Source organism: Microbulbifer sp. JSM ZJ756 (genome assembly GCF_044383805.1).
Classification (GTDB): Bacteria; Pseudomonadota; Gammaproteobacteria; order Pseudomonadales; family Cellvibrionaceae; genus Microbulbifer; species Microbulbifer zhoushanensis.
Map to the genome: position 1 here is coordinate 41,739 of NZ_JBISER010000003.1, position 24,166 is coordinate 65,904.

General features: G+C 60.0%; 19 protein-coding genes. 9 read left to right on the forward strand and 10 right to left on the reverse strand.

Translation table 11 applies throughout. The features are described 5' to 3' along the window. Positions 1 to 260: 260 nt before the first annotated feature. On the forward strand, positions 261 to 536 hold the full coding sequence (locus ACH6CX_RS06400) for a UTRA domain-containing protein (protein WP_232940578.1): 276 nt from the start codon (positions 261 to 263) through the stop codon (positions 534 to 536). Positions 537 to 782: 246 nt separating this feature from the next. On the opposite strand, the gene ACH6CX_RS06405 is transcribed toward ACH6CX_RS06400, so the two are convergent. Next, the gene (locus ACH6CX_RS06405) at positions 783 to 2,477 is read right to left on the reverse strand and encodes an alkaline phosphatase D family protein (protein WP_237064456.1); all 1,695 of its coding nucleotides are present in this window, start codon (positions 2,475 to 2,477) and stop codon (positions 783 to 785) included. A 135-nt stretch (positions 2,478 to 2,612) separates the two neighbouring features. On the opposite strand from ACH6CX_RS06405, the gene ACH6CX_RS06410 reads away from it, so the two are divergent. Then, entirely contained in the window at positions 2,613 to 4,106 is a 1,494-nt protein-coding gene (locus ACH6CX_RS06410) for a C13 family peptidase (protein WP_396675193.1), read from the forward strand. A gap of 19 nt (positions 4,107 to 4,125) precedes the next feature. Here ACH6CX_RS06410 and ACH6CX_RS06415 read toward each other — a convergent pair whose 3' ends face one another. Next, the gene (locus ACH6CX_RS06415) at positions 4,126 to 4,680 is read right to left on the reverse strand and encodes a DUF4166 domain-containing protein (RefSeq protein ID WP_396675194.1); all 555 of its coding nucleotides are present in this window, start codon (positions 4,678 to 4,680) and stop codon (positions 4,126 to 4,128) included. 157 nt (positions 4,681 to 4,837) lie between these two features. Between ACH6CX_RS06415 and mtgA the strand changes: the two genes are divergently transcribed. After that, a complete protein-coding gene (gene mtgA / locus ACH6CX_RS06420; protein ID WP_396675195.1) occupies positions 4,838 to 5,518 on the forward strand; it encodes a monofunctional biosynthetic peptidoglycan transglycosylase in 681 nt (226 codons plus the stop codon). Between the two features lie 169 nt (positions 5,519 to 5,687). On the opposite strand, the gene ACH6CX_RS06425 is transcribed toward mtgA, so the two are convergent. From ACH6CX_RS06425 to ACH6CX_RS06435, 3 genes are all read right to left on the reverse strand, one after another. After that, positions 5,688 to 7,694 (reverse strand): DNA/RNA helicase domain-containing protein, encoded by a 2,007-nt coding sequence (locus ACH6CX_RS06425; RefSeq protein ID WP_396675196.1) that lies wholly within the window; start codon positions 7,692 to 7,694, stop codon positions 5,688 to 5,690. Between the two features lie 90 nt (positions 7,695 to 7,784). After that, positions 7,785 to 8,813: a zinc-binding dehydrogenase gene (locus ACH6CX_RS06430; RefSeq protein WP_396675197.1), complete on the reverse strand. Its 1,029-nt coding sequence runs from the start codon at positions 8,811 to 8,813 to the stop codon at positions 7,785 to 7,787. 197 nt (positions 8,814 to 9,010) lie between these two features. Next, entirely contained in the window at positions 9,011 to 9,796 is a 786-nt protein-coding gene (locus ACH6CX_RS06435; RefSeq protein ID WP_396675198.1) for a hypothetical protein, read from the reverse strand. Between the two features lie 377 nt (positions 9,797 to 10,173). Between ACH6CX_RS06435 and ACH6CX_RS06440 the strand changes: the two genes are divergently transcribed. Genes ACH6CX_RS06440 through ACH6CX_RS06450 form a run of 3 tightly spaced genes read left to right on the forward strand, consistent with a single transcriptional unit; the run spans position 10,174 to position 15,214 of the window. Then, a complete protein-coding gene (locus tag ACH6CX_RS06440) occupies positions 10,174 to 11,844 on the forward strand; it encodes a VRR-NUC domain-containing protein (RefSeq protein WP_396675199.1) in 1,671 nt (556 codons plus the stop codon). Further along, complete coding sequence (locus tag ACH6CX_RS06445) at positions 11,832 to 14,396, forward strand: ATP-dependent DNA helicase (RefSeq protein ID WP_396675200.1); 2,565 nt, start codon at positions 11,832 to 11,834, stop codon at positions 14,394 to 14,396. Before ACH6CX_RS06440 ends, ACH6CX_RS06445 begins: the two co-directional genes overlap by 13 nt. Before the next feature lie 20 nt (positions 14,397 to 14,416). Continuing rightward, positions 14,417 to 15,214: a CLCA_X family protein gene (locus tag ACH6CX_RS06450; RefSeq protein WP_396675201.1), complete on the forward strand. Its 798-nt coding sequence runs from the start codon at positions 14,417 to 14,419 to the stop codon at positions 15,212 to 15,214. 77 nt (positions 15,215 to 15,291) lie between these two features. Here the strand turns inward: ACH6CX_RS06450 and ACH6CX_RS06455 are convergent, their stop codons facing one another. The 4 genes from ACH6CX_RS06455 to ACH6CX_RS06470 form a co-directional block, all read right to left on the reverse strand. Further along, the gene (locus tag ACH6CX_RS06455) at positions 15,292 to 15,741 is read right to left on the reverse strand and encodes a hypothetical protein (protein WP_334078294.1); all 450 of its coding nucleotides are present in this window, start codon (positions 15,739 to 15,741) and stop codon (positions 15,292 to 15,294) included. A gap of 107 nt (positions 15,742 to 15,848) precedes the next feature. Further along, positions 15,849 to 17,282, reverse strand: coding sequence for an RtcB family protein (locus ACH6CX_RS06460; RefSeq protein ID WP_396675202.1), 1,434 nt, complete (start codon positions 17,280 to 17,282; stop codon positions 15,849 to 15,851). A gap of 41 nt (positions 17,283 to 17,323) precedes the next feature. Then, positions 17,324 to 17,743, reverse strand: coding sequence for an archease (locus tag ACH6CX_RS06465; RefSeq protein WP_232940561.1), 420 nt, complete (start codon positions 17,741 to 17,743; stop codon positions 17,324 to 17,326). A gap of 152 nt (positions 17,744 to 17,895) precedes the next feature. After that, positions 17,896 to 18,366: a DUF3291 domain-containing protein gene (locus tag ACH6CX_RS06470; RefSeq protein WP_232940559.1), complete on the reverse strand. Its 471-nt coding sequence runs from the start codon at positions 18,364 to 18,366 to the stop codon at positions 17,896 to 17,898. 43 nt (positions 18,367 to 18,409) lie between these two features. On the opposite strand from ACH6CX_RS06470, the gene ACH6CX_RS06475 reads away from it, so the two are divergent. Together ACH6CX_RS06475 and ACH6CX_RS06480 are read left to right on the forward strand one after the other, a co-directional pair. Further along, the gene (locus ACH6CX_RS06475) at positions 18,410 to 18,691 is read left to right on the forward strand and encodes a hypothetical protein (protein WP_396675203.1); all 282 of its coding nucleotides are present in this window, start codon (positions 18,410 to 18,412) and stop codon (positions 18,689 to 18,691) included. Positions 18,692 to 18,710: 19 nt separating this feature from the next. Further along, complete coding sequence (locus ACH6CX_RS06480) at positions 18,711 to 21,653, forward strand: M16 family metallopeptidase (RefSeq protein WP_396675204.1); 2,943 nt, start codon at positions 18,711 to 18,713, stop codon at positions 21,651 to 21,653. 402 nt (positions 21,654 to 22,055) lie between these two features. Here the strand turns inward: ACH6CX_RS06480 and ACH6CX_RS06485 are convergent, their stop codons facing one another. After that, positions 22,056 to 22,241 (reverse strand): hypothetical protein, encoded by a 186-nt coding sequence (locus tag ACH6CX_RS06485; RefSeq protein WP_334078298.1) that lies wholly within the window; start codon positions 22,239 to 22,241, stop codon positions 22,056 to 22,058. Positions 22,242 to 23,227: 986 nt separating this feature from the next. On the opposite strand from ACH6CX_RS06485, the gene ACH6CX_RS06490 reads away from it, so the two are divergent. Next, entirely contained in the window at positions 23,228 to 24,049 is an 822-nt protein-coding gene (locus ACH6CX_RS06490; protein ID WP_232940553.1) for an OmpW family protein, read from the forward strand. The last annotated feature ends 117 nt before the right edge of the window (positions 24,050 to 24,166 follow it).

Here is a 24,166-nt window from a genome sequence, read left to right on the forward strand (position 1 = left end):
CAGCGACCAGATGCGCCACCGGGGGGAGCTAATCCTCTGGGACAAGCCCGCAAAGCAGACTTGTTGAACTCCCCGCACCTCCAATCCAAAAGCCCAGCTCCACCCAACGGGTGGCCTTTCTTGTATATGGCTAGTCCCAGGGCCCAGATGCGCGACCGGGGGGAGCGCATCCTCTGGGGAAAGTCCGCAAAGCGGACTTGTTGAACTCCCCGCACCTCCAATCCAAAAGCCCAGTTCTACCCGACCTGGCAATCCAGTAATTGAACACCGGCTCCCTCTACGGGCTGTTGCACGACCAGTACGAAATTGTCGTGGACCATGCCAGCCAGGAGATCAGTGCCACCGTGGTGGATGAAGAGAAGGCAGACCTGCTGCAGATCCCCGCGTTCAGCCCCGCCCTGCTGGCGCAGCGCACTGTTTACGACGAGCAGGGACGGATTATCGAGCTGGCCAGGGGCCTGTATCGCGCCGATCGCTATCGCTTTAACCTGATGGTGCAGCGCAACGGCACCCGGCTGGCCTCGGTGTACGAGTAATGGCCGAGGGCCGCTTCAACACACCCGGGGATACCGCGCGAGCAAAACAGCTGGGTGGTAACGGTGGGTACCGCGATTACCCGCACCGAGGTGGTTACCCAGTGGTTTGCTGACGCGATTGCAGCCAGGCCCCATCGTGGCGATCATTCCACGGCACCACTTGAGAGTTAGCCGGCCGGCGACTTGCCACCACTTTTCCACCACTGGATCCCGGCCTGCGCCGGGGTGACGTCAACCACCCCTGCTTCAGGCCGGGCGATGCACCACAGTGTGGCTGCCGGCTTCGGCGAACTCGGTACTGTCGATGTTATCGATAAAGTGCCAGTCCGCTTTTACCTGTTCGCGGTTGAAGGTCAGTGCCATAAAGCCGCGCTGGTGCAGGTTGCAGTACTGCAGGTCGTCCACCAGCACCGACATGCCGCGGGCCATCTCCGCCGCGGATTGCTCGTCCAGCTTCAGGTAGCTCTCCATACCCGGTGAGGTGACACTGGGCGTGGCAAATTCCACCCCCACCAGCTTGCCGCTGTCATCGGTCAGGTGATTGCACCAGGCGTTGTGGGTATCCCCCGCCACCACCACCAGGTTCTTGCCCTGCGCCGCCACATGGCGGTAAAGCGCCTCGCGCTCCACCGCGTAGCCATCCCAGGCGTCCAGGTTATAGGGCACCACCTGTGCCAGCCGCGCCCGCTGGGCATCGGACAGGGGCTCGCCTTTCAGGCTGGCGGCTTTCAGCTGGACCAGCTCCGGCGTCGGGTCTTCCTTTTTGCCCCGGCTGTAGAAACTCATCATCACTTCCGCCGGCAGGTGCATCTTGCCCATCAACACCTGCTGGCCCAGCAGCTGCCAGTGGCCGGGGGACTGCTCCAGCGACTGCGCCAACCAGTTGCGCTGGGTGGGACCGAGCAGCGTGCGGTCCGGGTTTGCCAACGCGGCGCCGAAGGCTCGACCATCGAAGCTGCCGTCCTCCCCCAGGTAACCGGTGAAATCCAGCTGCTGATCGCGGCCGATCACGCGGGTATCCAGCATATGCAGGTCCAGCAGGTCGCCGAACCGGAAGCTGCGGTAAATCTGCGGTTTGGTCTCGCCCATGGGCGGGCGGATTGGCAGCCATTCGTAATAGGCCTGGATTGCCGCGGCGCGGCGCTCGTAGAAGTCACCCTCTTCCGGACTGTGGTTTTCCGCCCCACCCTTCCAGGTGTCGTTGCTGATTTCGTGGTCGTCCCACACGGCGATAAACGGTGCGGCCGCGTGCAGCGCCTGCAGGCCGGCATCGGTCCGGTAAAGGGCGTAGCGCTTGCGATAATCGGACAGTGTCAGGATCTCGCCGGCATTGTCGGCCGGCAATGCGCGGCCGATCTCCGCCGAGCGCTCGGTGGCATAACCGTCGGCCGGGTATTCGTAGATGTAATCCCCCAGGTGCAATACTGCATCCCAGTCATCCCGCTGCGCCGCCAGGGCATAGGCATTGAAATAACCTGCGGGGTAGTTGGAGCAGGAGAACACGGCCAGTTTTACCTGTTCCACACCGCCGGCGGGCAGGGTCCTGGTGCGCCCCACCGGGCTCTGTTCGCTGGCACCCACAAAGCGGTAGTAGTAGCGGGTTTCCGGCTCCAGTCCCTGCACATCGATTTTGACGGTGTAATCACGGCCCGCACCGGTTTCCGCGCTGCCCCGGCGCAGGACATCGGTGAAATCCCGGTCCCGCGCCAGTTCCCAGGTAACCCTCACCGGATCCCCGCCGCTGGCGGTTTTCGCCGGTACGGCGCGGGTCCACAGGATCACCGCATCCTGCAGCGGGTCGCCGCTGGCGATACCGTGGGGAAAGCCGACCTCGGAGGGCAGCTCGGGCCGGGTCATGGCCTGCAGTGGGGTGGATACCAGCACACCGCCGCTGGCGGCCAGCGCGGCTTTGATGAAATTGCGTCGAGTCAGTCTGCTCACGGCTGCCCTCTTCTGTTTATTGATTATCGTAGGCAATTTACCCGCTCAGTATGACAGCCCGGCTAAAGTATGGTGAAGCACGGGGAATGCCTTTTTGTTAGTCTGGGGGCAGATGTCCGCAACCTGGAACAGTCCATGAAACCCCTCTCACCGCTCACTTCCCTGTCGCTATCCGCGCTGCTGCTGGCCCTGGCCGGCTGCGGGCCGGAGCAGTTCGGCGGCGGCACGGCCCTGCCGGACGGCTCGGTTTACACCGGCGAGCTGGAAAACGGCCTGTTCCACGGCGAGGGCGAACTCAACTGGCCGGACGGCCGCCACTACGAGGGTGAATTCAACCAGGGCCAGATGAGCGGCGAGGGGCGGATGGTGTTTGCCGATGGCTGCACCTATGCCGGGGAATTCCAGAGGGGCGATTTCCACGGCCAGGGCCACTACGCCTGCGGTGATGCGGTATGGGATGGCGAATTCCGGCAGGGGGAACTGGTACAAGGCACGGTGACCTCCGCCGGCGGCGATACCTACCGGGGCGAATTCCAGGAATATGCCCCCCATGGCCAGGGCCACCGCACCACCGCCGATGGCACCGATTACGAGGGCACCTTTGAATACGGCTACCTGGTGGAAGGCAACTACCGGGACGACGAGGGCTACCAGTACCAGGGCGAGTTTGAATACACCTACTACAACGGCGAGGGCGAACTGACCCGGCCGGACGGCACCATTATCCGGGCCAACTTCCAGTACGGCGAGGCCAGCGGAGAGGGTGTGCGTATTCGCGAGGGCGACAACGGCGAGCGGGTGGAGGAGCAGGGCTATTTTGTCTCCGGCCGCTACTACCCCAGCGAACAGGCCTGGCGGGAAAGTGACACCCGGCAGCGGGCGGAAATGGAATCCCGCCTGTACAGCGAGGCCCAGCGGCTGGAATCCGCATTTTCCGGGCTGGCGCCGCAACGGCCGGGCGTGCGCGATGTGTACACACTGATTGTGGGCGGCGACGGCACCGAGGGCGTGTTCGCCCGCGAGGTGGACTGGGTGGCGCAGCGCCTGGGCACCGTGTTCGATATTGAGGGCCGCCAACTGCGCCTTACCAACGGCGGCAGCGGCGAGCTGCCGATGGCAACCCGCACCAGCATCCGCCGGAGCCTGGAACAGCTCGACTCGATACTCGACCCGCAGGAAGACCTGCTGCTGGTCCACTTTGTCAGCCACGGCGACAAGAACGGCGACCTGAAGCTGGCAGAGAAGAACCTGGCCCTCAATGATCTCTCCGTTACCGAGGGCACACAGTGGCTGGACGACCTGGAAACCCGCTACCAGTGGATCATCATTTCCGCCTGCTACTCCGGCCAGTGGCAACAGGCGCTGGCGAACCCCTATCGCGCAGTCTTTGCTTCCGCCGCAGCCGACCGTACCTCGTTTGGCTGCAGCGACGACTCCGAGCGCACCTGGTTCAGCGCTGCCCTGTACGGGGATGCGCTGGAAATGGGAACCAGTGATCCCTCCGCCTGGTTCACGGCCGCCAACCGGAGGGTTACGGAAATGGAAAAAGAGCAGGATATCGCGGCGGATGAACACTCAATGCCACAGCATTCAGTCGGCAAGCAGTTCCTGCAGTGGTGGCAAAACTAAAACCTGCGGGCTCGCCCAATCACGGCGCAGCGTGCCCAGCGGTCAACAGGCCACTGTAGGAAACCAGGGAGCCAAGTATCGGCAGGGAAAACTCCACGTGAAAGCGGTACTTCCCTGCCTCTATGACTTTGTAAGCCCGGGAGTCCGGAATTAGCCAGCGCGGCACCGGCACCCCCAGGAACTTCACTCCGAGACAACGCCAGAACCAGCCGCCATCGATAATATCCACCGTCAACTGCATGGACAGCGGCCCGGTTTCCTCAATCCAGTAACCCTGCCCGATATTCCCTACCGGCCGAAAAAGGGAATCGACCCGGTTCGTTCCGTTGAAACTGCGGCGCCAGTGCAGTCCATCAGCATCGTGTGAAATGTCGACGGCCAACCTGTGGGCACCCGGTTCCGGTAGATTCATTTTTCTCGCAAGGCGCCGCCCAACCAGGCCGGCAAACCCACTACCCCTGGCCAGGGTTACCTCACCAACCAGCCTGCCACCCCGGATATGTAGCTGCTGGAGCATCGGGTGCAGGTCGGTAAACTGGCATCCAAACCAGTCTTTCACAATGGTGCTGGGCATGGGGGGCTCCGGGAGACTCGCTGCGGTCATGTGCCTGTATATGATCGATTGCATGATTCTGTTCGATGCTGTCAGCTGAGTAAACTCGATCGCCGGAACCCAAGGCCTGCCATGCGGTCCCAGTGAATCGACCGAGAAAACCTGAAACCGAAGCATTATGACCCGATACCTGCAACGCACCGCCAAGTACACATTCTGGCTCGGCAGCGGATTTGTCGTGGTGACCGCACTGATGGTCCTGGCCCTGCGCTGGGTCGACCCGGCCTCCTCTGCGGTGATCTCCGCGTGGGAGCGGGAGAGCGGGCGCGAGGCGGTGCACCAGTGGCGGCCGCTGGAGCAGATCTCCCCCAACCTGCAGGTGGCCGTAATCGCGTCGGAAGACCAGAAGTTCCCCCACCACTTTGGCTTTGACTTTGCCGCGCTGAAGAAAGCCCTGAGCGAGGACCGGGGGCGCATCCGTGGCGCCAGCACCATCACGCAGCAGACCGCCAAGAACCTGTTCCTGTGGAACGGGCGCAGCTATGTGCGCAAGGCGCTGGAGGCCTGGTTCACCGTGTTGATGGAAGTCCTCTGGCCCAAGGAGCGTATCCTCGAGGTTTACCTGAATATCGCCGAATTCGGGGAAGGGGTCTACGGCGCACAGGCGGCGGCCAGCAACTTCTTCGGCACCTCCGCCCAGCACCTCAACCGCTGGCAGGCCGGGCGGCTGGCAGCGGTACTGCCAAGCCCGAAGCGGATGTCGGCACGCAACCCGTCAAGCTATGTGCGCAACCGCGCCTACACCATCGACCGGCAGGTGCGCCAGCTCGGAGGGACCGGTTATCTGGGACAGTTATAACTCAAGACAAGCGCGATGCCCCTGAAACCCAAAAGCATCTACCAGACCAAGCTAATCCTTCACCCTGTTTTTCGCTAGCATAATTACCAAGCTACAAATCAGGAACGAAAATCATTTAGTTTTTTTTGAGACCAGAAAACATACCAGAAAGCGTTATTGAAATTTTCTCTCATAGTGGTTTAGCGCCGCATTCCATAAAAAATTTAGCGGTTTCATCCAGCGGCGCAGGATCCCTAGTGGCATCACTTTGCGACCCTCTCGGAACCCAGATAATTAAGCCCTCACGGCCTCTTGTCATCAGTACGCGGTACGAATTACTGATAAATCTCCGCCTCCCTGTTCCTACCTTACTCCAACTATTGCCCCGAAATTGACGGCAATGCCATGCCCCTTCTTTGCGGATTAAATCACCGCCCCAACACAAACCGACAAAATCCAACTCTAATCCCTGTGCTGTGTATTCGTTCGCAGTTACCTCTAACGCGAATGATGACCGCACATCATCATGATCATTCAAATACCATTGAGCAATTGCACTACCATCAGTTGCATTTAAGGTCACACCCAAACCTTCAGCTCTTAACCGCCTCGCGCCTGAGCTAGCGACAAGCCCAAACCTTCGCTCTCCGCGAGTTTCATGTTTTAGCCAAGATCTAGCTTCGTTAAGTGATCTTGTAACGTACAGAGGATATCTGCCTAATCTTTGAGCAACCTGTCTAGCTTCGGCTGATTCTCCATTTAAAACTAATGAGACCCACTGACTAAGTAACGGTGACCGAAAACTACGGAGCGGAACCTGGAGCTCAAGACTTGGCTCATTAATCAGGCTATTCGCACTAGAAATCTCACCAATACCCAGATGAGCTGTTGCCTCATTCCCCGATTTAATTGCAGCGGGGCCAAAAACGCTCCACTTATTCACCACTTCTGCCGGGAGCGACCTAAGCGCTTTACCCCATTCTTCCAGTCCGTTCTCTCCAGCATTAATCTCTTGCCCGCCACCTACTAAAGCAACAATAGCTGACCAATCACTATGCCTCGCCATGATATCGAGCAACAACCTTGGCTCAGAGGAAGGCCGATCAAACTTTTTTCGCCCATAGTCTTCATCCCAAGCCCTCTGCGCTTCATCGAATACGATTACATGCTCATGCGGAGCAGAACCATCATCGTTAGCTAAGTACTCTCTAAGGAAATCGATGATATGCTGAATTCTGGTTCTAACAGAACTTCTAGCCTCTGAAAGAGCCTGTTTTTCACCTCGATTTTTTCGACGATTAGCCTCGTCTCGAGCGAGTGCCTCTCTCAAAACAGTAACTAGGGGAGTATTTCCGGATAAATAGACAATATCCCCCTTATCCTCTACGCCAGTTTCTATGGCTTGATGAACAACCTGCAAACCCGCTAGAGTCTTCCCAGAACCAGGGACTCCAGTAAGAAATATTAAAGCATGCTGCCCTATTTTTTTGGCATGTCTAATTATCTCTAAGATTCTTTGAGATGATTCATTTAAGTTAGAAGCGTCAGCTTGTGCGATTTCTCGTACATCATGCCCTGAAAACAACGATGTTGCTGCATTAACTACCGATGGTACCGGTTTATAAGAGCCCGATTCCCACTCTCGTATTTCATATGAGGAACTCACCTTGTAGCGTGCAGCTTCTAACAGTAAATTCACGATCCCTGATTTTCCAACATCTGCAACTTCATTTACGCCACCTGAAAGTCGTAAATTTTTGATCTTCTCTGAAGTTGCCTCAGTACACCAAAGGACAGGTAGAATACAAGCTTCGCTGCTATACTCATGAAAATCCCTAAGGTCAAGGGCATATTCCTCTACCTGCCTTCGATCACTTGATTTAAATTGAAACTCACCAACTTTGAGTTCTACAAGGATTATGCAATGGGGGCTAACAAGTACAACGTCAATACGTCTTCGAAGCCGATATAACGGAAGCTCAAGAAGAACCCGCCAAGCCCCAATTTCTGGGATTCTATCTATCACCGAACTCAGTGCTGTTTGCAGTAATGGAATAGATTCATTCCATGAATCTGTTTGCGTAGTATATTGAGTTGAGAAGCCATCATCTGCGTATTTAGCATGCAGATCAGCCGTCACAGATTTATACGGTGCCTGGACGAAACCTCTAATTTCAGACGAAAAGTAGGCGGGCATGAGTTATCTTATTTTTGATATTTTTTTGAATCAAACTTCAGCAGACATTATTAATTTCTGCCATTAAATTAGTAATACCGTACCACATCATCAAGGATTCAGGTTAAGCACCACCTTACCCACCGACTTGCCACTACGCAGGCATCCAATCGCTTCATGTGCCTCCTCGAAACCAAACTCGTGACCCACGTGGGGCGCCGGTAATCCCAGGCTGGCACTGCCCTCCAGCAGGCGATCAAATAGCGCCTGTTCCTGCCACAGCCAGATCAGGTTGAAGGCCATCACCGAGCGGTTGCTGCTGATCATATCCATCACGTCGTAGCGCGGCCGCTTCAGGTACAGCCAGGCGGCCTTCAGCCAGTTGGGTTTATCACCCGGGGTAAACTCTGCAGCCCCGAACACCACCAGCCGCCCGGTGGGTGCCAGCGCCGCGAAGGACTGTTTCTGTATCTCGCCGCCGATGCCGTCCAGCACTGCGTGCAACGGTCGGCCGGCCAGCTGTTCCCGCAGCTGTGCCCCGAAGTCGTTACCGCGCACGATCACCTCATCGAAACCCAGCCCCGCCAGGAATGTGCGCTTGCTGTCCGAGCTAACCGTACCGATGGGCACTGCACCCATTTGCTGCAGCATGCGCATGGCCTGCAGCCCCACGCCGCCGGCGGCGCTCTGCACCAGCACCAGCTGGCCCGGCCGCACCGCACCCAGGTCAGTCAGCGCGTAGTAGGCAGTAAGGCTCTGCACCGGGAAGGCCGCCCCCTCGGCGAATGACCAGCCCTCGGGCATCCGGCGGCAGTGCTGCGGCGGTACATCCACACTGGTGGCGTAGCCGCCGAAGCGGATGCAGCCGTAGACACGGTCTCCCACGGCAAGGTCGGTCTCAGCCGCGGCACCCAACTCGCTCACTATCCCACTGAATTCCAGCCCGGGGACAAAACTCCCCTCTGGTGTGGCCGAGTAGAGGCCGGTAAGCGCGAAGATATCGGCGAAGTTCAGGCCCACGGCCTTCACCTCCACCCGGATTTTATCGGCGGCCAGTGGCTGCAGTGGTTCCTCCACCAGCTGCAGGTTACTGATGGCTCCGGCCTTGCGCGTGCGCCAGGCACGCCGGGACTGGCTCATGAATAACAACCTTTCATTTACGCGGTGAAAGAAGTCAGGGTAACGGTATGGAGATCGTGCGGCCAGCCTGGACGGCCGGCGGGAGTGAGGCCATCAATGGACGGCCGCTGCAGCAGCCGGCCGCTTCCCGGTCGTGACCGTTAGGCGAGCCAGCTGCAGGGCGAAGGGAATAACAGGAGGACTATTAAGCGAGGCAGCTATTCTTCAGTGCTTTCCATCCCTGCACCAGTTGCGGATTCCGGGGCTTGCGCAGCTTCGCCAGCCTCATCCGCCGCTTCGATTCCGTCCGTGCTTCCCTGTTGTTCCATGGCCGCCTGCAGGAACACCCGCATCAGGTTGTCCTTGAGTTGCTGTCGATGGGCGGCACGGAGTTTTTTCAGGTGTGCGGATTCACCGGGAACCTGTAGCTTCGGCAGGACTTCGCGGACAAACTCATCGCCATCCCAGGGCACCGTCGCCTCGCTGTCAAAGCTGCTCCTGACCTTGATAAATTTGTCACCCTCGACAAACAGGTACACATTGGAAAAATACCGGCCACCATTATTGGTCTCAAACTCAAATGAGGCCTTGAGTCCCTCCAGCTGTCCGTCGGCGGAAGCTACCGTATGCGGATCCACCTGTTCGGCTCCCCGCGAGCGGTAGTAGCCAAGTTCCGTCGCCCGATCAATCTCGGCAAGTACCCTCTGCATCTCCTGCTGCAGCAGGGACTCAGTGTCGCCCCAGTCGAAGTGATTGATCGGGTATACAAACAGGTCCAGGTTGTCAGATGGATACTGCTTGTTGGCGTAGTCGTAGAGCACGCCGAGCATGGGCTCATCAAAAATTTTGCTGTCGGTCTGGACAAAATGCTCGGTCTCGGCCGGTGCGACCTCTATGGCCGTGTAATCGGTGGCATCCGCGGGCCTGGCAGGCTGGTGCGAGTCGACGGAGGCACAGGCGGCAATGGCCGCAGTGCAGAACAGGAGGAGGGATTTCCTGAGCATCACAGGGTTCTCCAGGATTGCGGTTTATTATTGATCTTTTCACGCGCGACCGCATACCGGCGACGGCAGCCAGAAAAGGCACGGCCAGCAAGAAGGGTCTCCATCCTGCTGTCCGGTCATTGCATCATACCGGCTTCGCGCGCATCCATACTAACCGCAAACTACAGACCCGGGTTGGGATCACGGTCACAGTGGTATTCCATCCAGCCGGGCCGGCGCCCCTGTCCAGCGGGTCGGCTGCAGGGTTTGTCGTCGCAGGCCCCATGCTGTATAACCATACAGCTCCCGTGCGGCAACCGGCCCGCTGTCCCCAGCCGGCCCTCACCCGCTTCCGCAACACCACCGCTGGCAACCATCCCGGAACAACCTGCAGGCCCATGAGCGAACCCGTCGAACTGGCACCGGACTATTACCTGAGCAACTTCCGCGCCCTGGTGGATTTTGTGATGGCGCGGTATGAGGGCCTGCTGTCGGCGGGGGAGCAGCGCTTTTACCGGGACTTCTGCGCGCTGCAGCCGGACAGCCAGCGGCTTTATGTGCGGCTGCTGTCGCGCAAGGGTGTGCCGTCCTCCTGTGGCGCGCTGTTCCGGCTGGAAAAACTGGCCTATGCCGAGATCACCGACCTGCCCCGCGCCGCCGACCAGCTGGTGGAAGCCGGCCTGTTATTGCGCGACCCGGCACTACCGCTGGAAGAAATTCTGCCCCTGTTCACCAAGGCAGAGCTGCTGGGCAACAGCCCCGTTCCCCTGCCAAAAGCGCTGAAGCGCCCGGAGCTGGAACAGGCCCTGCTCGAGCAGGAGGCCGCAACGCCTGCCTTAATGAAGGCACTGCTGGAAGGGGAAACCCTGCTGGCGGTGCAGGCGGCGGAGCACTTCGAGACCTTCAAGCTGTGCTTCTTCGGCAACCTGAACCAGGACCTGACCGACTATGTGCTGCGCGACCTGGGGTTGTTCCGCTACGAGGCCTACCCGCTGGACCGGGAACACCTGCCGTTCCGGGACCGGAAGCAGATCGACCGGCACCTGCGCTATTACGATTGCCTGGCCCAGCTGGAGGAGGCCCTGGAGGGCGAAGCCGAAGACATCCTCGCACTGGCGGAGCAGCTGCCCGACGGCATCGATGGCGATGCCACCCTGCACCGGCGGCTCGACCGCCTGCGCCTGACACTGGCCCGGCAGCTGGAGCGCATCGACGCCCTGGAGGCCGCCGACCAGCTCTACCAACGCTGCACCCGGCCACCGGCGCGGGAGCGGCGCGCACGCATCGCGGTCAAGCGCGACGCTGTCGACACCGGCCTGGCGCTGTGCCGGGAAATCCTCGACGCGCCCCACAACGAGGCCGAACAGGTATTTGCCGAGAGCTTCGGCTACCGCACCGCAAAGAAGGCCGGGCGCCTGGATGGCTGGGAAGCACCGGCCCGGCACCAGCCGCCCACGGAGACCGTCGCCCTGCCCCGGCTAGCCGAACGGGTGGAATTGCTGGCGGCGGCGCACCTGGAACAGGGCCACGAGGAGAACCAGTGTTACTGGGTGGAGAACACCCTGTTCAAGGGCGTGCTGGGGCTGTACGTGTGGGACATCCTCTTCAGCCCGGTGCCCGGGGCCTTTTTCAACCCATTCCAGGTAGCGCCCAGCGACTTCCGCACCCCCGACTTTTATCCACAACGCCGCGCGGCGTTCGAGCAGCGCCTGGCGGAGCTGGACGCTGGCACCCTGGCGGAGCGGGTATGGCTCCACTACCGGCAGAAACAGGGTATCGCCAACCCCCTGGTGGCCTGGGAGGGCCTGCCGGAAGAGCTGCTGGCACTGGCGCTGGAACGTATCCCCGCCGACCACTGGCGAGTGCTGTTCCGCCGGCTGCTGGGGGATATCGCCCACCACCGCAACGGCCTGCCGGACCTGGTGCTGTTCCCGGCCGGGGGCGGTTACGAGCTGGTGGAAGTAAAGGGCCCCGGCGACCGCCTGCAGCAGAACCAGCAGCGCTGGCTGGCCTTCTTCGCCCGCCACCGGATCCCGCACCGGGTACTGCATGTGGAGTGGCAGCCTTGAGCGAATCAACAGCCGTGAGCGAGGAGTCACCAACCTCGGAGAGCGACAACACACTACAACTGTCGGTCAAGGAACTGGTGGCGTTCGCCTGCCGCAGCGGCGACCTGGCCAGCGACGGGCCCGGCGGCCCCACCGCCGAGGAGGGCATCCGCGCCCACCAGAGACTGCAGAAGAAACGCCCGCAAGGCAGCGAGGCCGAATACCGGTTACAGGTTGCACTGCAGATCGACGGCCAGGCTGTGGTACTGGGCGGGCGCGTGGATATCCTGCACCCACCGGCAGACCTGCACACGCCTGTGCAGCTGGATGAGATCAAGACCACCTACGTAACACCGGAACAACTGCCGGACTCCGCCCGGGCACTGCACTGGGCGCAACTGAAAATCTACGGCTACTGCTACCTGCTGCAGCAACAGGCCGCCACAGTGAAAGAGACCGGCCCGGGAACCGGCGATGGCGAACGTGTGGCCCTGCAGATGCTGTGGCACAACCTCAAGGACCGCAAAACCTACCCGGAACGGCAGGAATTCAGCTGGCCCGAACTGGAGGCTTTTGCCCTGGCCGCCCTCGGGCAGTACCTGCAGTGGCACCGCGACTGGCAGGCACACCGCGGGAAAGTGCGGGCAACATCAAAAGCACTGGCGTTCCCCTTCCCCGCCTTTCGTCCCGGCCAGCGCGAGCTGGCGGTGGCCGCCTACCGCTGCCTGCGCGACGGCGGTGAGCTGGTGGTGGAAGCGCCCACCGGCATCGGCAAAACCGTCAGCACCCTGTTCCCGGCCATCAAGGCCGTGGGCGAACAGCAGGTGGACCAGCTGGTGTACCTCACCGCAAAGAATTCCGGCCGCCGGGTGGTGCGGGAAACTGCGGCGCACTTGCATGAGAAAGGCCTGCGGCTCTCTGTGCTGGAAATCCAGGCGCGGGACAAAACCTGTGCCTGCAGCCTGGGCCTGTGCAGCCGCGACGAAGACGGCATCTGCCCGCGTACCCGCGGTTTTTACGATCGCCTGCCGGAAGCCCGGCGGGAGCTGCTGGGCCAGCCACTGCTGACCCCGGAAACCGTGGCGGCAACCGCCGACCGCCTGCAGCTTTGCCCGTTCGAGCTGTCACTACAGATGCTGCCCTGGGCCGACCTGGTGGTATGCGACTTCAATTATGTATTCGACCCGCTGGTGCGCATGAACATCCTGCAGGACCAGTCCCGGCGCCGCGCACTATTGGTGGACGAGGCCCACAACCTGATTGACCGGGCGCGCGCCATGTACAGCACCAGACTGACCCGCGGCGACAGTCGCCACGCCGCGGCCGCCTGCAAGGGCACGCACCCGGCCCTGCGTCGGGCGATCCAGTCGCTGGTGCGGGCACTGGATCAATGGGTCATCGAGTGCCGGGAAGCGGGCAATCCCCACCATACCCAGGCCACCACACCAGATAGCCGCAACAGCGAACTGTGGATAACCCCACTTGTGGAAAACGACACAGGCAATATCGAGCCCTACCCCGCCGCGGTCAGCCGCGCGGCCCACAAGGTACTGACGGTGGTGAGCCAGCTGTGGGAGCAGTCCAAGGCACCGCCAGAGGACATCGCCGACTGGCTGAAGGCGCTGTTCCGTTTCCTGGCCATCGAGCAACTGGTGGGCGACCAGCACCGCTGCCTCACCCGCGCGGAAAAGCGGGGCGCCCGATGGCAGGAGCAGGAACTGAAATTCTTGTGCCTGAATGCCGCCGATTACCTGGCGCAGGCCTACCGGCAATTCCACGCGGTGCTGGCCTTTTCCGCGACCCTGCGTCCCCCCGGCTATATCTACCGGCAGCTGGGTCTGCAGGCGGACGCCCCCTACCTGGCCCTGCCGTCGCCATTCAACCCCGACCAGCTGGGCGTGTTCCTGTGTCCCTACGTGGACACCCGCTACCGGGCCCGCGACCGGTCCACCGACGCGCTGGTGGACATGGTGGCGCGGGTCTACCACAGCCGCCCGGGAAATTACCTGGTGTTTTTCCCGTCCTATCGCTTTATGCAGCAGGTGGCGGAACGCTTCGGCGAACGTTACCCCGGGATCGCACTGGTACAGCAGCAGCCCGGGGCCGGGGAGCAGGAACGCGGCGCCTTCCTGGCGCACTTTGCCGATGGCCGCCAGAGCCTGGGTTTTGCCATCATGGGCGGCGTGTTCGGTGAGGGTGTGGATTACGTGGGCGAGCAGCTGGTGGGCACCATCGTGGTGGGCGTGGGCCTGCCGCAAATGAACCAGGAGCAGGAACTGCTGCGGCAGGCCTGCGATAGTGACGACTCGCAAGTGAGCGGCAACGGCTTCGATATCGCCTACCGCTACCCGGGCCTGACCCGGGTACTGCAGACCGCCGGGCGGGTAATCCGCACCGAGTCGGACCGGGGGGTGGTGATCCTGGCGGATACCCGCTTTACCGATCCCTTCTACCGCAACCTGTACCCGGAACACTGGCAGCTGCAGGCCTGCAACAATGGCGAGGCACTGTCACAGGGGCTCGGGGCCTTCTGGGATACTGCCGACGACAGGCCCGCGCCGGCGACAACTTGACTGGAGAGATAACGGGACCGATGGTACTCAACCGACAGTTCTACCGCCGCAGCCCCGTCCGCCGGGAGCAGGACACCGTCAGCTTTACCGACGTGCGCCGGCGCTTCGGTTTCCGCTCCATCAGTATCGGTCGCTGGGTGACCCAGGCCGAGCGGGATCGCGCCGCCGGCCTGTTCTACGACGCGCTGGGGGACCTGATGGCAATATTGCAGGGGCCGGAAATCCTGGTGTCGCTGCGCGGCTCGCTCTCTTTCCAGTACGGCACCGGTGGCCGCCCGGGCATTTCCGCCCATTACGAGCCGGCATCGCGCACTTTCGCGCTGGCCAAGAACGCCGGGCCCGGCTCCATCGCCCACGAATGGTTCCACGCCCTCGACCACTACCTGACCGACAAGGCATTCAGCGATGCCCCCGCCCGCATGTTCGCCTCGGAGGCCTGGCTGCGCGACGCCACGCCAGTGGTCCACCCGCTCAACGACCAGCTGTTTGCCTGCTTCCGCACCATCATGCTCGACGAGTCCGGGGAAAACCCCAGCGAGATGTTCCGGGTATCGAAAACCGTGGACAAGGCCAATGGCTGTGTCTATTACGCCGACCCGGCAGAAATGTGTGCGCGCGCTTTCGAGGCATTTGTGCAGGACGCCAGCATCAGCAATAACTTCCTCGTGGCGGGCACCAAGGCCACGGACGAGGCAAAACTCGGGCTGTATCCCACCGGCGAGCACCGGCAGCGGATCAACAGGGCGTTCAGTGAATATTTCCGCTACCTGGGCGGAGCGCTGCGGGCGAACATGGAGCGTGAGGCAGAAAAGTCCTGAGCTTCAGACTATTCACAGCAATATTTGGCTTTTTTACTCTCCAGGCCAACTGCCGGGTTCCCCACCTACCCCTAAAATCAATAGGTCGTGAAAAAGACCAGCAGGTTGACACTGACAACCAGCATCGCGGCCCAGAGCGGCCAGAGATTTGTTTCTGAGCGGGGAAGACGACTTCTCCATGCCCGGAATCTTTTGATCGTTCCCATGTACACCAGTGCATTAAAACCCCACCAGCAAAAGGCAAAGATAAAACTCTTGATGAAGGAAATGGGTTCAGCGGGATTTTCCAGGAAGTAAAAATGAAAATAGAATGTACACAGCAGGGCGAGACCGATAGAGAGTGACACCTTGCGCCCGGAAAACCAGGCTGCAACCCGGTATTGCGTATAAGGAACCAGTTCACTGGCCATCTTCATGCCACATGAATTGCAACGGAAATGATGCTTTTGCGCCTCTGCTTCCGGCAAGCGCAGCATCGATCCACATTCGACTTGATTACAGATGTAAAAAAGCGTCTTTTCCGTCAAATCATTCCCACCTAGTGTAGCAGTAAGCATGTGTTAACCGGGCAGGCTCTCCGTACCCATACGGACAGTATGAATCTGCCGCAGACCGGAAACAATAAGCTTATCCTTCACCCCTTGATGCAAACCACCGGCTCCACCCGGGCCACCTTGTGTACCAGCCCCGCCCGCTCGGCTGCGTCGACCACTTCGCGCACATCCTTGTAGGCCCCCGGGGCCTCCTCGGCCACGCCGCGCATGGAGGGGCTGCGGATGACGATGCCGCGCGCCGCCAGGTCGTCCACCAGTGAGCGCCCCTTCCAGCGCTTTGTCGCCTGGCGGCGGCTCATGGCGCGGCCGGCACCGTGGCAGGCGGAGCTGAACGACAGTGACTCGCCGCTTTTCGCACCCGCGAGGATATGGGACTCGGTGCCCATGGAGCCGCCAATCAGAACCGGCTGGCCCACGCTGCGCAACGCCGATGGGATATCCGGGTGGCCGGGGCCGAAGGCGCGGGTGGCACCCTTGCGATGCACGTACAGCTGGCGCTTCTGCCCATCCACCGTGTGGGTTTCGAGCTTGCAGGTGTTGTGGGAAACATCGAACAGCAGCGTCAGGTCCGAGCGCGGCAGCACCTCGCCAAACACCTGGCGGGTAAGGTGGGTAATGATCTGGCGGTTGGCCAGCGCGCAATTGATGGCGGCGCGCATGGCCCCCAGGTAGGACTGCCCGAGTTCCGACTGGATGGGCGCACAGGCGAGTTCCCGGTCCGGTAACTCGATATTGTGGCTGCTGGCCGCCAGCACCATGTACTTCAGGTATTCGGTGCCGATCTGGTGGCCCAGCCCGCGAGAGCCGCAGTGGATAAACACCACGGCGTCGTTCTCCCTGAGCCCGAAGGTGTTGGCAATATTCACATCGTAAATATCTGCCACCCGCTGCACTTCCAGGTAGTGGTTGCCGGAACCGAGCGTGCCCATCTCGTCCTGCTGGCGCTTGCGCGCCCGCGCGGAAATTTCATCCGGCTCGGCGCCGCGCATGCAGCCCTGCTCTTCGATGCGTTCCAGGTCGGACGATTCGCCATAGCCCTGCTCCACCGCCCAGCGCGCTCCGCCGCGCAACATGGCATTCATGCCGTGCTCATCCAGGTGGATGCGCCCCGTGCTGCCGACACCGGCGGGGATATGGCGGAACAGGGCATTGGCCAGCTCTGTCTTGCGGGCCTCCACTTCATCGATGGTGAGGCCGGTGCGCAGGGCCCGCACACCACAGGAAATATCGAACCCCACGCCACCGGCGGAGACCACCCCGCCGGCATCGGCGTCGAATGCCGCCACGCCGCCAATGGGGAAACCGTAGCCCCAGTGCGCGTCGGGCATGGCGTAGGCCGCCTGCACGATGCCGGGCAGGGTCGCTACATTGCACAGCTGCTCGAACACCTTGTCGTCCATGGCGCGCACCAGCGGCTCATCGGCGTATATGATGCCGGGCACACGCATCTTGCCGAATGGCTCGATGCGCCAGCTGAATTCCGATTGCTGCTTCAGGGGGTAGTGAGTGGTCATGGATTTGTACGCCGCTGCCGGTCTGGAAAGGTTTCCGGGGCTTACACATCCACGACACACTGGGCCAGCCAGGTGCCGTCGGGTTGTTGCCCCACATGCAGGGCAGTATAGGTGGCGCCCTTCACCTCAACGGTGGGCTGGTGGCGCTCGCGGTCCACTGGCTCGCCCCAGGCGCAACCGTCCAGCCGGCCGTTTTCGATAGCAACTTCGAAGCGGGAAAACAACATATTGCGACATGCCATCTCGAACACCAGCGCGTTGAGCCAGTCCGCCAGCAACAGCTCCGTATCCGGGCACTCGCAATGGATCGGCACCCGCTGCGATGCATTGACAACGCCGGGGTCGGCGATAATCCCCGTCATGGCCAGTGCCGCCTGCTCAAACGCCTGCGCGATTGTGGCGCCGACGCCGCGGACGCCCATATCCGCCTCGTGGCTGAAATGCTCCCAGTGTGCCGGCACTTTGCAAGATTCCTGGCTGAGGTTACCGGCAGCATAGCAACGGCAACAGGTGGAAGTCGGGGCAGGCCGGGGAGAGGCAGGGCGACAGGCTTCTCCCTGCAGGAAAGACCGGCGCGCATTTACCGCAATGAGAGAGCGCTATCGCGCTGCAATTAATCGGCGAGTGCCGTCACGGTAGAATCCGGGGCGGGGAATGGCTTGCGGAAAGTAAAGGCGCGCTCGCCCGGGCCCTCCTCCTGCAACAAGGCCAGTTTTTGCGCCGCCTCCTCTATCGACGGCAGGTGTCCTTCCGGCACCCACCACAGGACAATATACGGCCCCGGCATTTTTTCGAACCACTCTTTCTTGCGCCGCAAAAATTCGAGGTGGCCACTGCGGTAGACGTAGTCGTGCAGTGATTCCAGCGACTCCCATACTGACAGGTTGGCGATGTAGTCGGCACCGAAGAAATCGATCCCGGTCGCGTCCCCCTCTTCCGTCTGCAGGCGCCAGACAAATCCCGGCGAGTCGTCAGCCAACCCGTTGATTCGATCCAGGTTCGCAACAAAATCGGCCAGCTGCGGGGAATCAATCGGCGCGGAAAGCCGGGCGAGATTTAACTGGGCAAGGTGATAACGGCTCAAGGCTTCCTCCCTGGAAGTGACGTGTGCGTTCCTCGCGGGAAGCATGATTTCCATCGATACTGCACCGGCGGTGGCCGGCACGGAGCGCAAACAACGGGTGCCGCCCCGACGCCCCCAAAAAGCGGAACTGGAATTATATTTCCAGAATGTCACGCGGGCGGCAACAGGTTCCTCGCAAATCCTGGAACAGGAATTCGCGGCGCCTCAACCCCTGGTCGAAAGACATCGATTAGCCGGTGGCGCCGGTTTGATCTTCCTGAATCCGGGCTGTGATAGCATCGGGAAACTTCTCTCGCTGAGAACTTCTAATAACTGCGTAAAGTAAGACGGAGCTTGAAACCACCATGCATCGCACCAGAATTGCACTGATCCTGACGGCCGCGCTGCTTGCAGCCTGCGGCAAGGGGCCGGAGGAACCGGCCTCGCAGGCATCACCAGATGCGGCCGCCGAGGCCACCAGCGCGCTGCCCGACGGCGTCACCCTTGTAGAGACCTTCGATGGCGAGGGTTCTGAAATCGCCATCCCCTACAGCAAGTACAAACTGGCCAATGGCCTGACCGTGGTCCTGCACGAGGACAACTCGGACCCGCTGGTGCACGTGGACGTGACCTATCACGTGGGCTCCAACCGGGAAGACCCGGGCCGCTCCGGCTTTGCCCACTTCTTCGAGCACATGATGTTCCAGGGCTCCGTCAACGTGGCGGATGAAGAGCACTTCCGTATCATCCAGGAAGCCGGCGGCACCCTGAACGGCACCACCAACACCGACCGCACCAACTACTACGAGACGGTGCCGGCCAACCAGCTGGAAACCGTGCTGTGGCTGGAATCCGACCGTATGGGCGTATTCCTGGACGCGGTCACCGAAGAGAAGTTCGAGGTACAGCGCGAGACGGTCAAGAACGAGCGCGGCCAGCGGGTGGACAACCGCCCCTACGGCCGGGCACTGGAGACCATGTACGCCGCCACCTACCCGGACGGCCACCCCTACTCCTGGCCGGTGATCGGCTGGATGGAAGACCTGGACCGGGCCGACCTGAACGACCTGAAGCGCTTCTTCCTGCGCTGGTACGGCCCCAACAATGCGGTGCTGACCATCGGTGGTGACATCGACAAGGCGCAGACGCTGAAGTGGGTAAACAAGTATTTCGGTCCCATTCCCGCCGGCCCCGAGGTCGAGGACCTGCCCGAGCAGCCCGCCACCCTCGAGTCCGACCGCTATGTCACCCTCGAGGACAACATCCACCTGCCCGCACTGGCGATGATGATCCCCACCGTGCACCGCGGCCACGCCGACGAGCCGGCGCTGGATGCGGCGGCGGCCATCCTCGGCCAGGGCCAGGACTCCATGCTCTACCAGCGCCTGGTGCAGACCGGCCGTGCGGTACAGGCGAGCGTGTCCCACTCCTGCAAGGAGCTGGCCTGCGAGATGTGGTTTATCGTGATCCAGAATCCCGCCTCCGGCGAGTCCCTGGCGGAGATGGAACAGGCGGTGCGCGAGACCCTCACCGAGTTCGCCGAGCGCGGCGTCACCGAGGACGATCTGGTGAAGTTCAAGGCCGGCTATGAGTCCAGCCGCGTGTTCGGCCTGCAGTCCGTGTCCGGCAAGGTATCCGCCCTGGCGGACTACGAGACCTTCACCGGTAGCCCCAAGGGCATCGATGACGAGATCCAGGCCTACCTGGGCGTCGAGACCCCGGACGTCACCCGCGTATTCGAGGAGTACATTGCCGACAAGCCGTCCGTGCTGCTGAGCATTGTGCCCAACGGCAAACCCGAACTGGCGGCAGCCCCGCAGAACCATGAGTGGGATCGCACCATCCCCGAGAGCTACGGCGACGATGACGCAGAGCTGGCCCTGCGGCCGGTGAAAGACACCTTCGACCGCAGCGTGCAGCCCACCCCGGGCGTCAACCCGCAGGTGGAGCTGCCCAGCATCTGGGACAGCAAGCTCGACAACGGCGTACGCCTGCTGGCGGTGGAGAACAGCGAAACTCCCACTGTCACCGTGCAGGCGGTGTTTGACGTGGGCCAGCGCGACGAGCCCCGCGGCAAGGCGGGCCTCACCTCGTTGATGGCAAACCTGATGGGCGAGGCCACCACCGAGCGCAGCGCCGCCGAGTTTGCCGAGGCAATGAAGCGCCTGGGCGCCTCCATCAGCGTCAACGCCGGTAAGTTCGAGACCACCGTAACCCTCAACGTACTGGCCAAGAACCTGGACCAGGCCATGCCGCTGATGATGGAACGCATCACCAAGCCGGCCTTCACCGGGGAAGACTTCGCCCGTATCAAGCAGCAGACCATCGAGGGCCTGCAGCAGGCCCGCAAGACCCCGCAGGGGCTGGCGAGCCGTGCCCTGGGCGCCGTGATGCGCGGCCCCGAGCACCCGCTCAGCTACCCCGGTGGCGGCCTGCCGAGCACCGTGGCCGAGATCACCCTTGAGGACGTCAAGGGCTACTACAAGGCCCACTTCCCCACCCACCTGGGCGGTATTACGGTAAGCACCAGCCTGCCGAAGGAAACCACCCTCAAGGCACTGGACGGCCTGGCCAAGCTGGAAGTGAAGCAGGCCATGCGCCCGGCCATCGCCTTCCAGAAGCCGGAGCTCAAGGGCCGCACCGTGTACCTGGTGAACAAGGAAGGGGCAGCCCAGTCAAGCCTGCGCGCCAGCCAGTACGCACTGGCCTACGATGCGCTGGGTGACTACTACCGCGCCTACCTGGGCAACTTCCCCCTGGGTGGCAACTTCAACAGCCGCATCAACCTGAACCTGCGGGAAGACAAGGGCTACACCTACGGTGCCCGCACCTACCTGGTCGGCGAGCCCCGCGATGGCCTGTACCTGTTCAGCTCCGAGGTGAAGAAGGATGCAACCGCGGATGCCCTGAACGAGGTACTCACCGAACTGGAGGCCTACGACAAGGAAGGCATGACCGAGACCGAGTTCAACTACATGCGCTCGGCCATCGGCCAGCAGGAAGCCCTGAGCTACGAAACCCCCGGCGACAAGCTGGGCCTGCTCAGCCGTATCCTGCGCTACGACCTGCCGCTGGACTATCGCTCACAGCAGAACGCCATCCTGCAGGAGATTGATCGCAAGACCCTGAACAAGGTAATCACCGATGTCCTGCAGCCGGCCAACATGGCCATCGTGGTGGTGGGTGACAAGGCCAGCATCACCGAGGACATCCAGGCCCTGGGCATGCCCATCGTGGAGCTGGATGAGGACGGTTATGTGAAGGAAGCTGAAGAACCGGTGGAATCCGCAGAATCTGCCAGCCTCTGAGGAACCGTCCTTCCCGCAAAAAGAAAGCCCGCCGTCAGGTGGGCTTTTTTGTAGAGAAAATTGTATGCATGGATATTCGCGATGGGAGTCGTTTACTTAAATAATGAGAGCCGGCATACATGAGAGGAAAAATCCTGCTGCGTTTCATCTTTTCCCAACAGCACAGAATGCTGACCACAGCATCAGAACGATAAAGTAGAAAAGCAAAAATAAAATAAAATCAACTAGCAAGCGCTTCCAATCCAGCTCCATTCCAAACAAATTATAATCTATTGAAAAATATTTTGTGAAAAGCTGAAAAGCTATAAATGAAATCATGAATATTATTACTTTTTGCATGCATTCCTCTCTATTATATCCCCTGCAAACTGGCAGGGGATAACATCAAAATACCGCCAAAATTTAAAGCAATGGATCCGAATACCCTCTTCCATTGTATGTTTCTTTCCACCCACCTGCACCATTGCTAACCCAGTCTGCGTAGCCGGTAAAGTACCAGTCAATCGCTTTTCCTGCAGCATAGCCGGCAAACCAGCTCCATATGCCACCCTTTACCTGATCGATCTCATTTTCACTTATTTCTCTCATGGCTAAATCCTTTTAAAAAATTACCTTATGAATTTACTATTTTCTATATACCCAAAAGACAGAGCATATCCTTGCCAAGCTTTTAAAATTTTCTTCGACCATTCTTTTGAATGGCCTTAGAACTCTCTGCAAAGCAGACTTCTTCTCTTTGGGGCCACCATGATACACAGCAATAAAAACTGCACATATGAATATGCGCCAATATATTGATAAATTCATCTTGACCTCATTTTTCAAAATATTGGTTATTGATATTAAAACATTCTCATAAATATTTTCATTGAATGGGGGTTATTCTGAATACACAATTTATCTTGAGAATAGAGAGACTCGAGTAAAAGAACTTCACATAACCAACCGATACTCTGACCTAGCAACCCTTACCCTTAAGGATTAACCGACCACTGCACCAAGATGTGAGGTAATAATAAGTGCAGAACATAGCACCCTCCCTGAAACTGCAAATTTTGGCTGGCTCAGTGTCCCCTATAGATGAATTCACAATGGCAGATACCGACCGCAACATGAGAAATGAAGAGTGCAAGAAGTGCAACCCACTGCACTTTCCAGAGACTTGTGCGTTTAGCGAGACTCAATGCACTCTATGATGTTTCCATTACATCAAAATCTTAGGTGGCGACAGGGGCTGCAGTCGTGACTGGGTGACCTCCACCAGGGCAACCTTACAACCTACTGGATCTCTCATTCAGCAGCAGCTCACTGTCTCCCTCTACATGGCGCCTGAAAATTCTTTCTGATACTTCTCGCGTCACTGTCCCGAAGAAAGTCACGCACACCCAAGCTTCCTCCCCTGCCACCGGCGGCGCGCAGTGCCGCAAAAAAAAGATACGACGCGCCCGATTTGTGCCGATGTGCTATTTACCCGCCAGAAGTTGGTCATTTTTTCTACAGTTCTCTTTCGCGCTTTTACACTGATAGTGAGCTGATTGCTGTTTAATCTGCTTTATCTCAAGGGAGTTGACCAAATGAAGACGAAGGACGTTTTTATCCCCGCTGTGGCAGCACTGACTCTGGCGGTATCCAGCGTGGCGTCGGCCGGCCCGTCCGGCTATACGCCGGCACCGCCACCCCCGCCGGCACAGGAGTTTGTTGTTCGCCTCGGTGCCACCTATATCGACCCGATACAGGATGATGTCACCTTTACCGATGATACTTTCCAATTCTTTGACTCGTTCCGGGCGACCGTAGATCCGGACGCCGAATGGGGCTGGTATATCAACGGCGAGTGGAGACCAATGCATCACTGGGGCATCGAGCTTACCTATGCCCAGGGTGACGACCATGTCGGTGGTGACGCAGACGGGTATTTCTCCATCATCAGTGACATCAATGATTTCGGGTTTGATGACCTCGGGCTCCGCGACATCGGCGAGTTCGAGCCGGAAATCGGTACCGCAAGCCTGAAGTGGTATCCACTGGATCCATCCTGCCTGGTGCAACCCTATATCGGTGGTGGTATCAGCTATACCGACTTCGGTAGCGAGAATTTCCGCGGCCCCGCACGGGCGGACCTTGATGCGGCCAACCTGAGAGGGAGAGTCAACCTGGGATATTCCTGGGGCTATACCTGGCAGGCCGGCGTGGACTTCAATTTCGGTCATGACAGCGCCTGGCTGGTGAATGCCTCTGCCATGTATGTACGCGCTGTAACTGATATGCAGTTCCAGGTTTTCAGCCGGGAGCCGCTGGCCGAGGATGAGGAATTCTTCTTCGAATCCTACTCCGGTGACTACATCTATGACCCGTGGATGTTCAACCTGTCCGTGGGATACAAGTTCGCATTTTGACGGCTCGACCCAATCAATTTGCCAGGGCGCTTCGGCGCCCTTTTTTATTGCATAAATCGGGGCAGAACACGCCTGTCATAATCGCAACTATCATCGCCCGTAATAGCGGCAGGATGA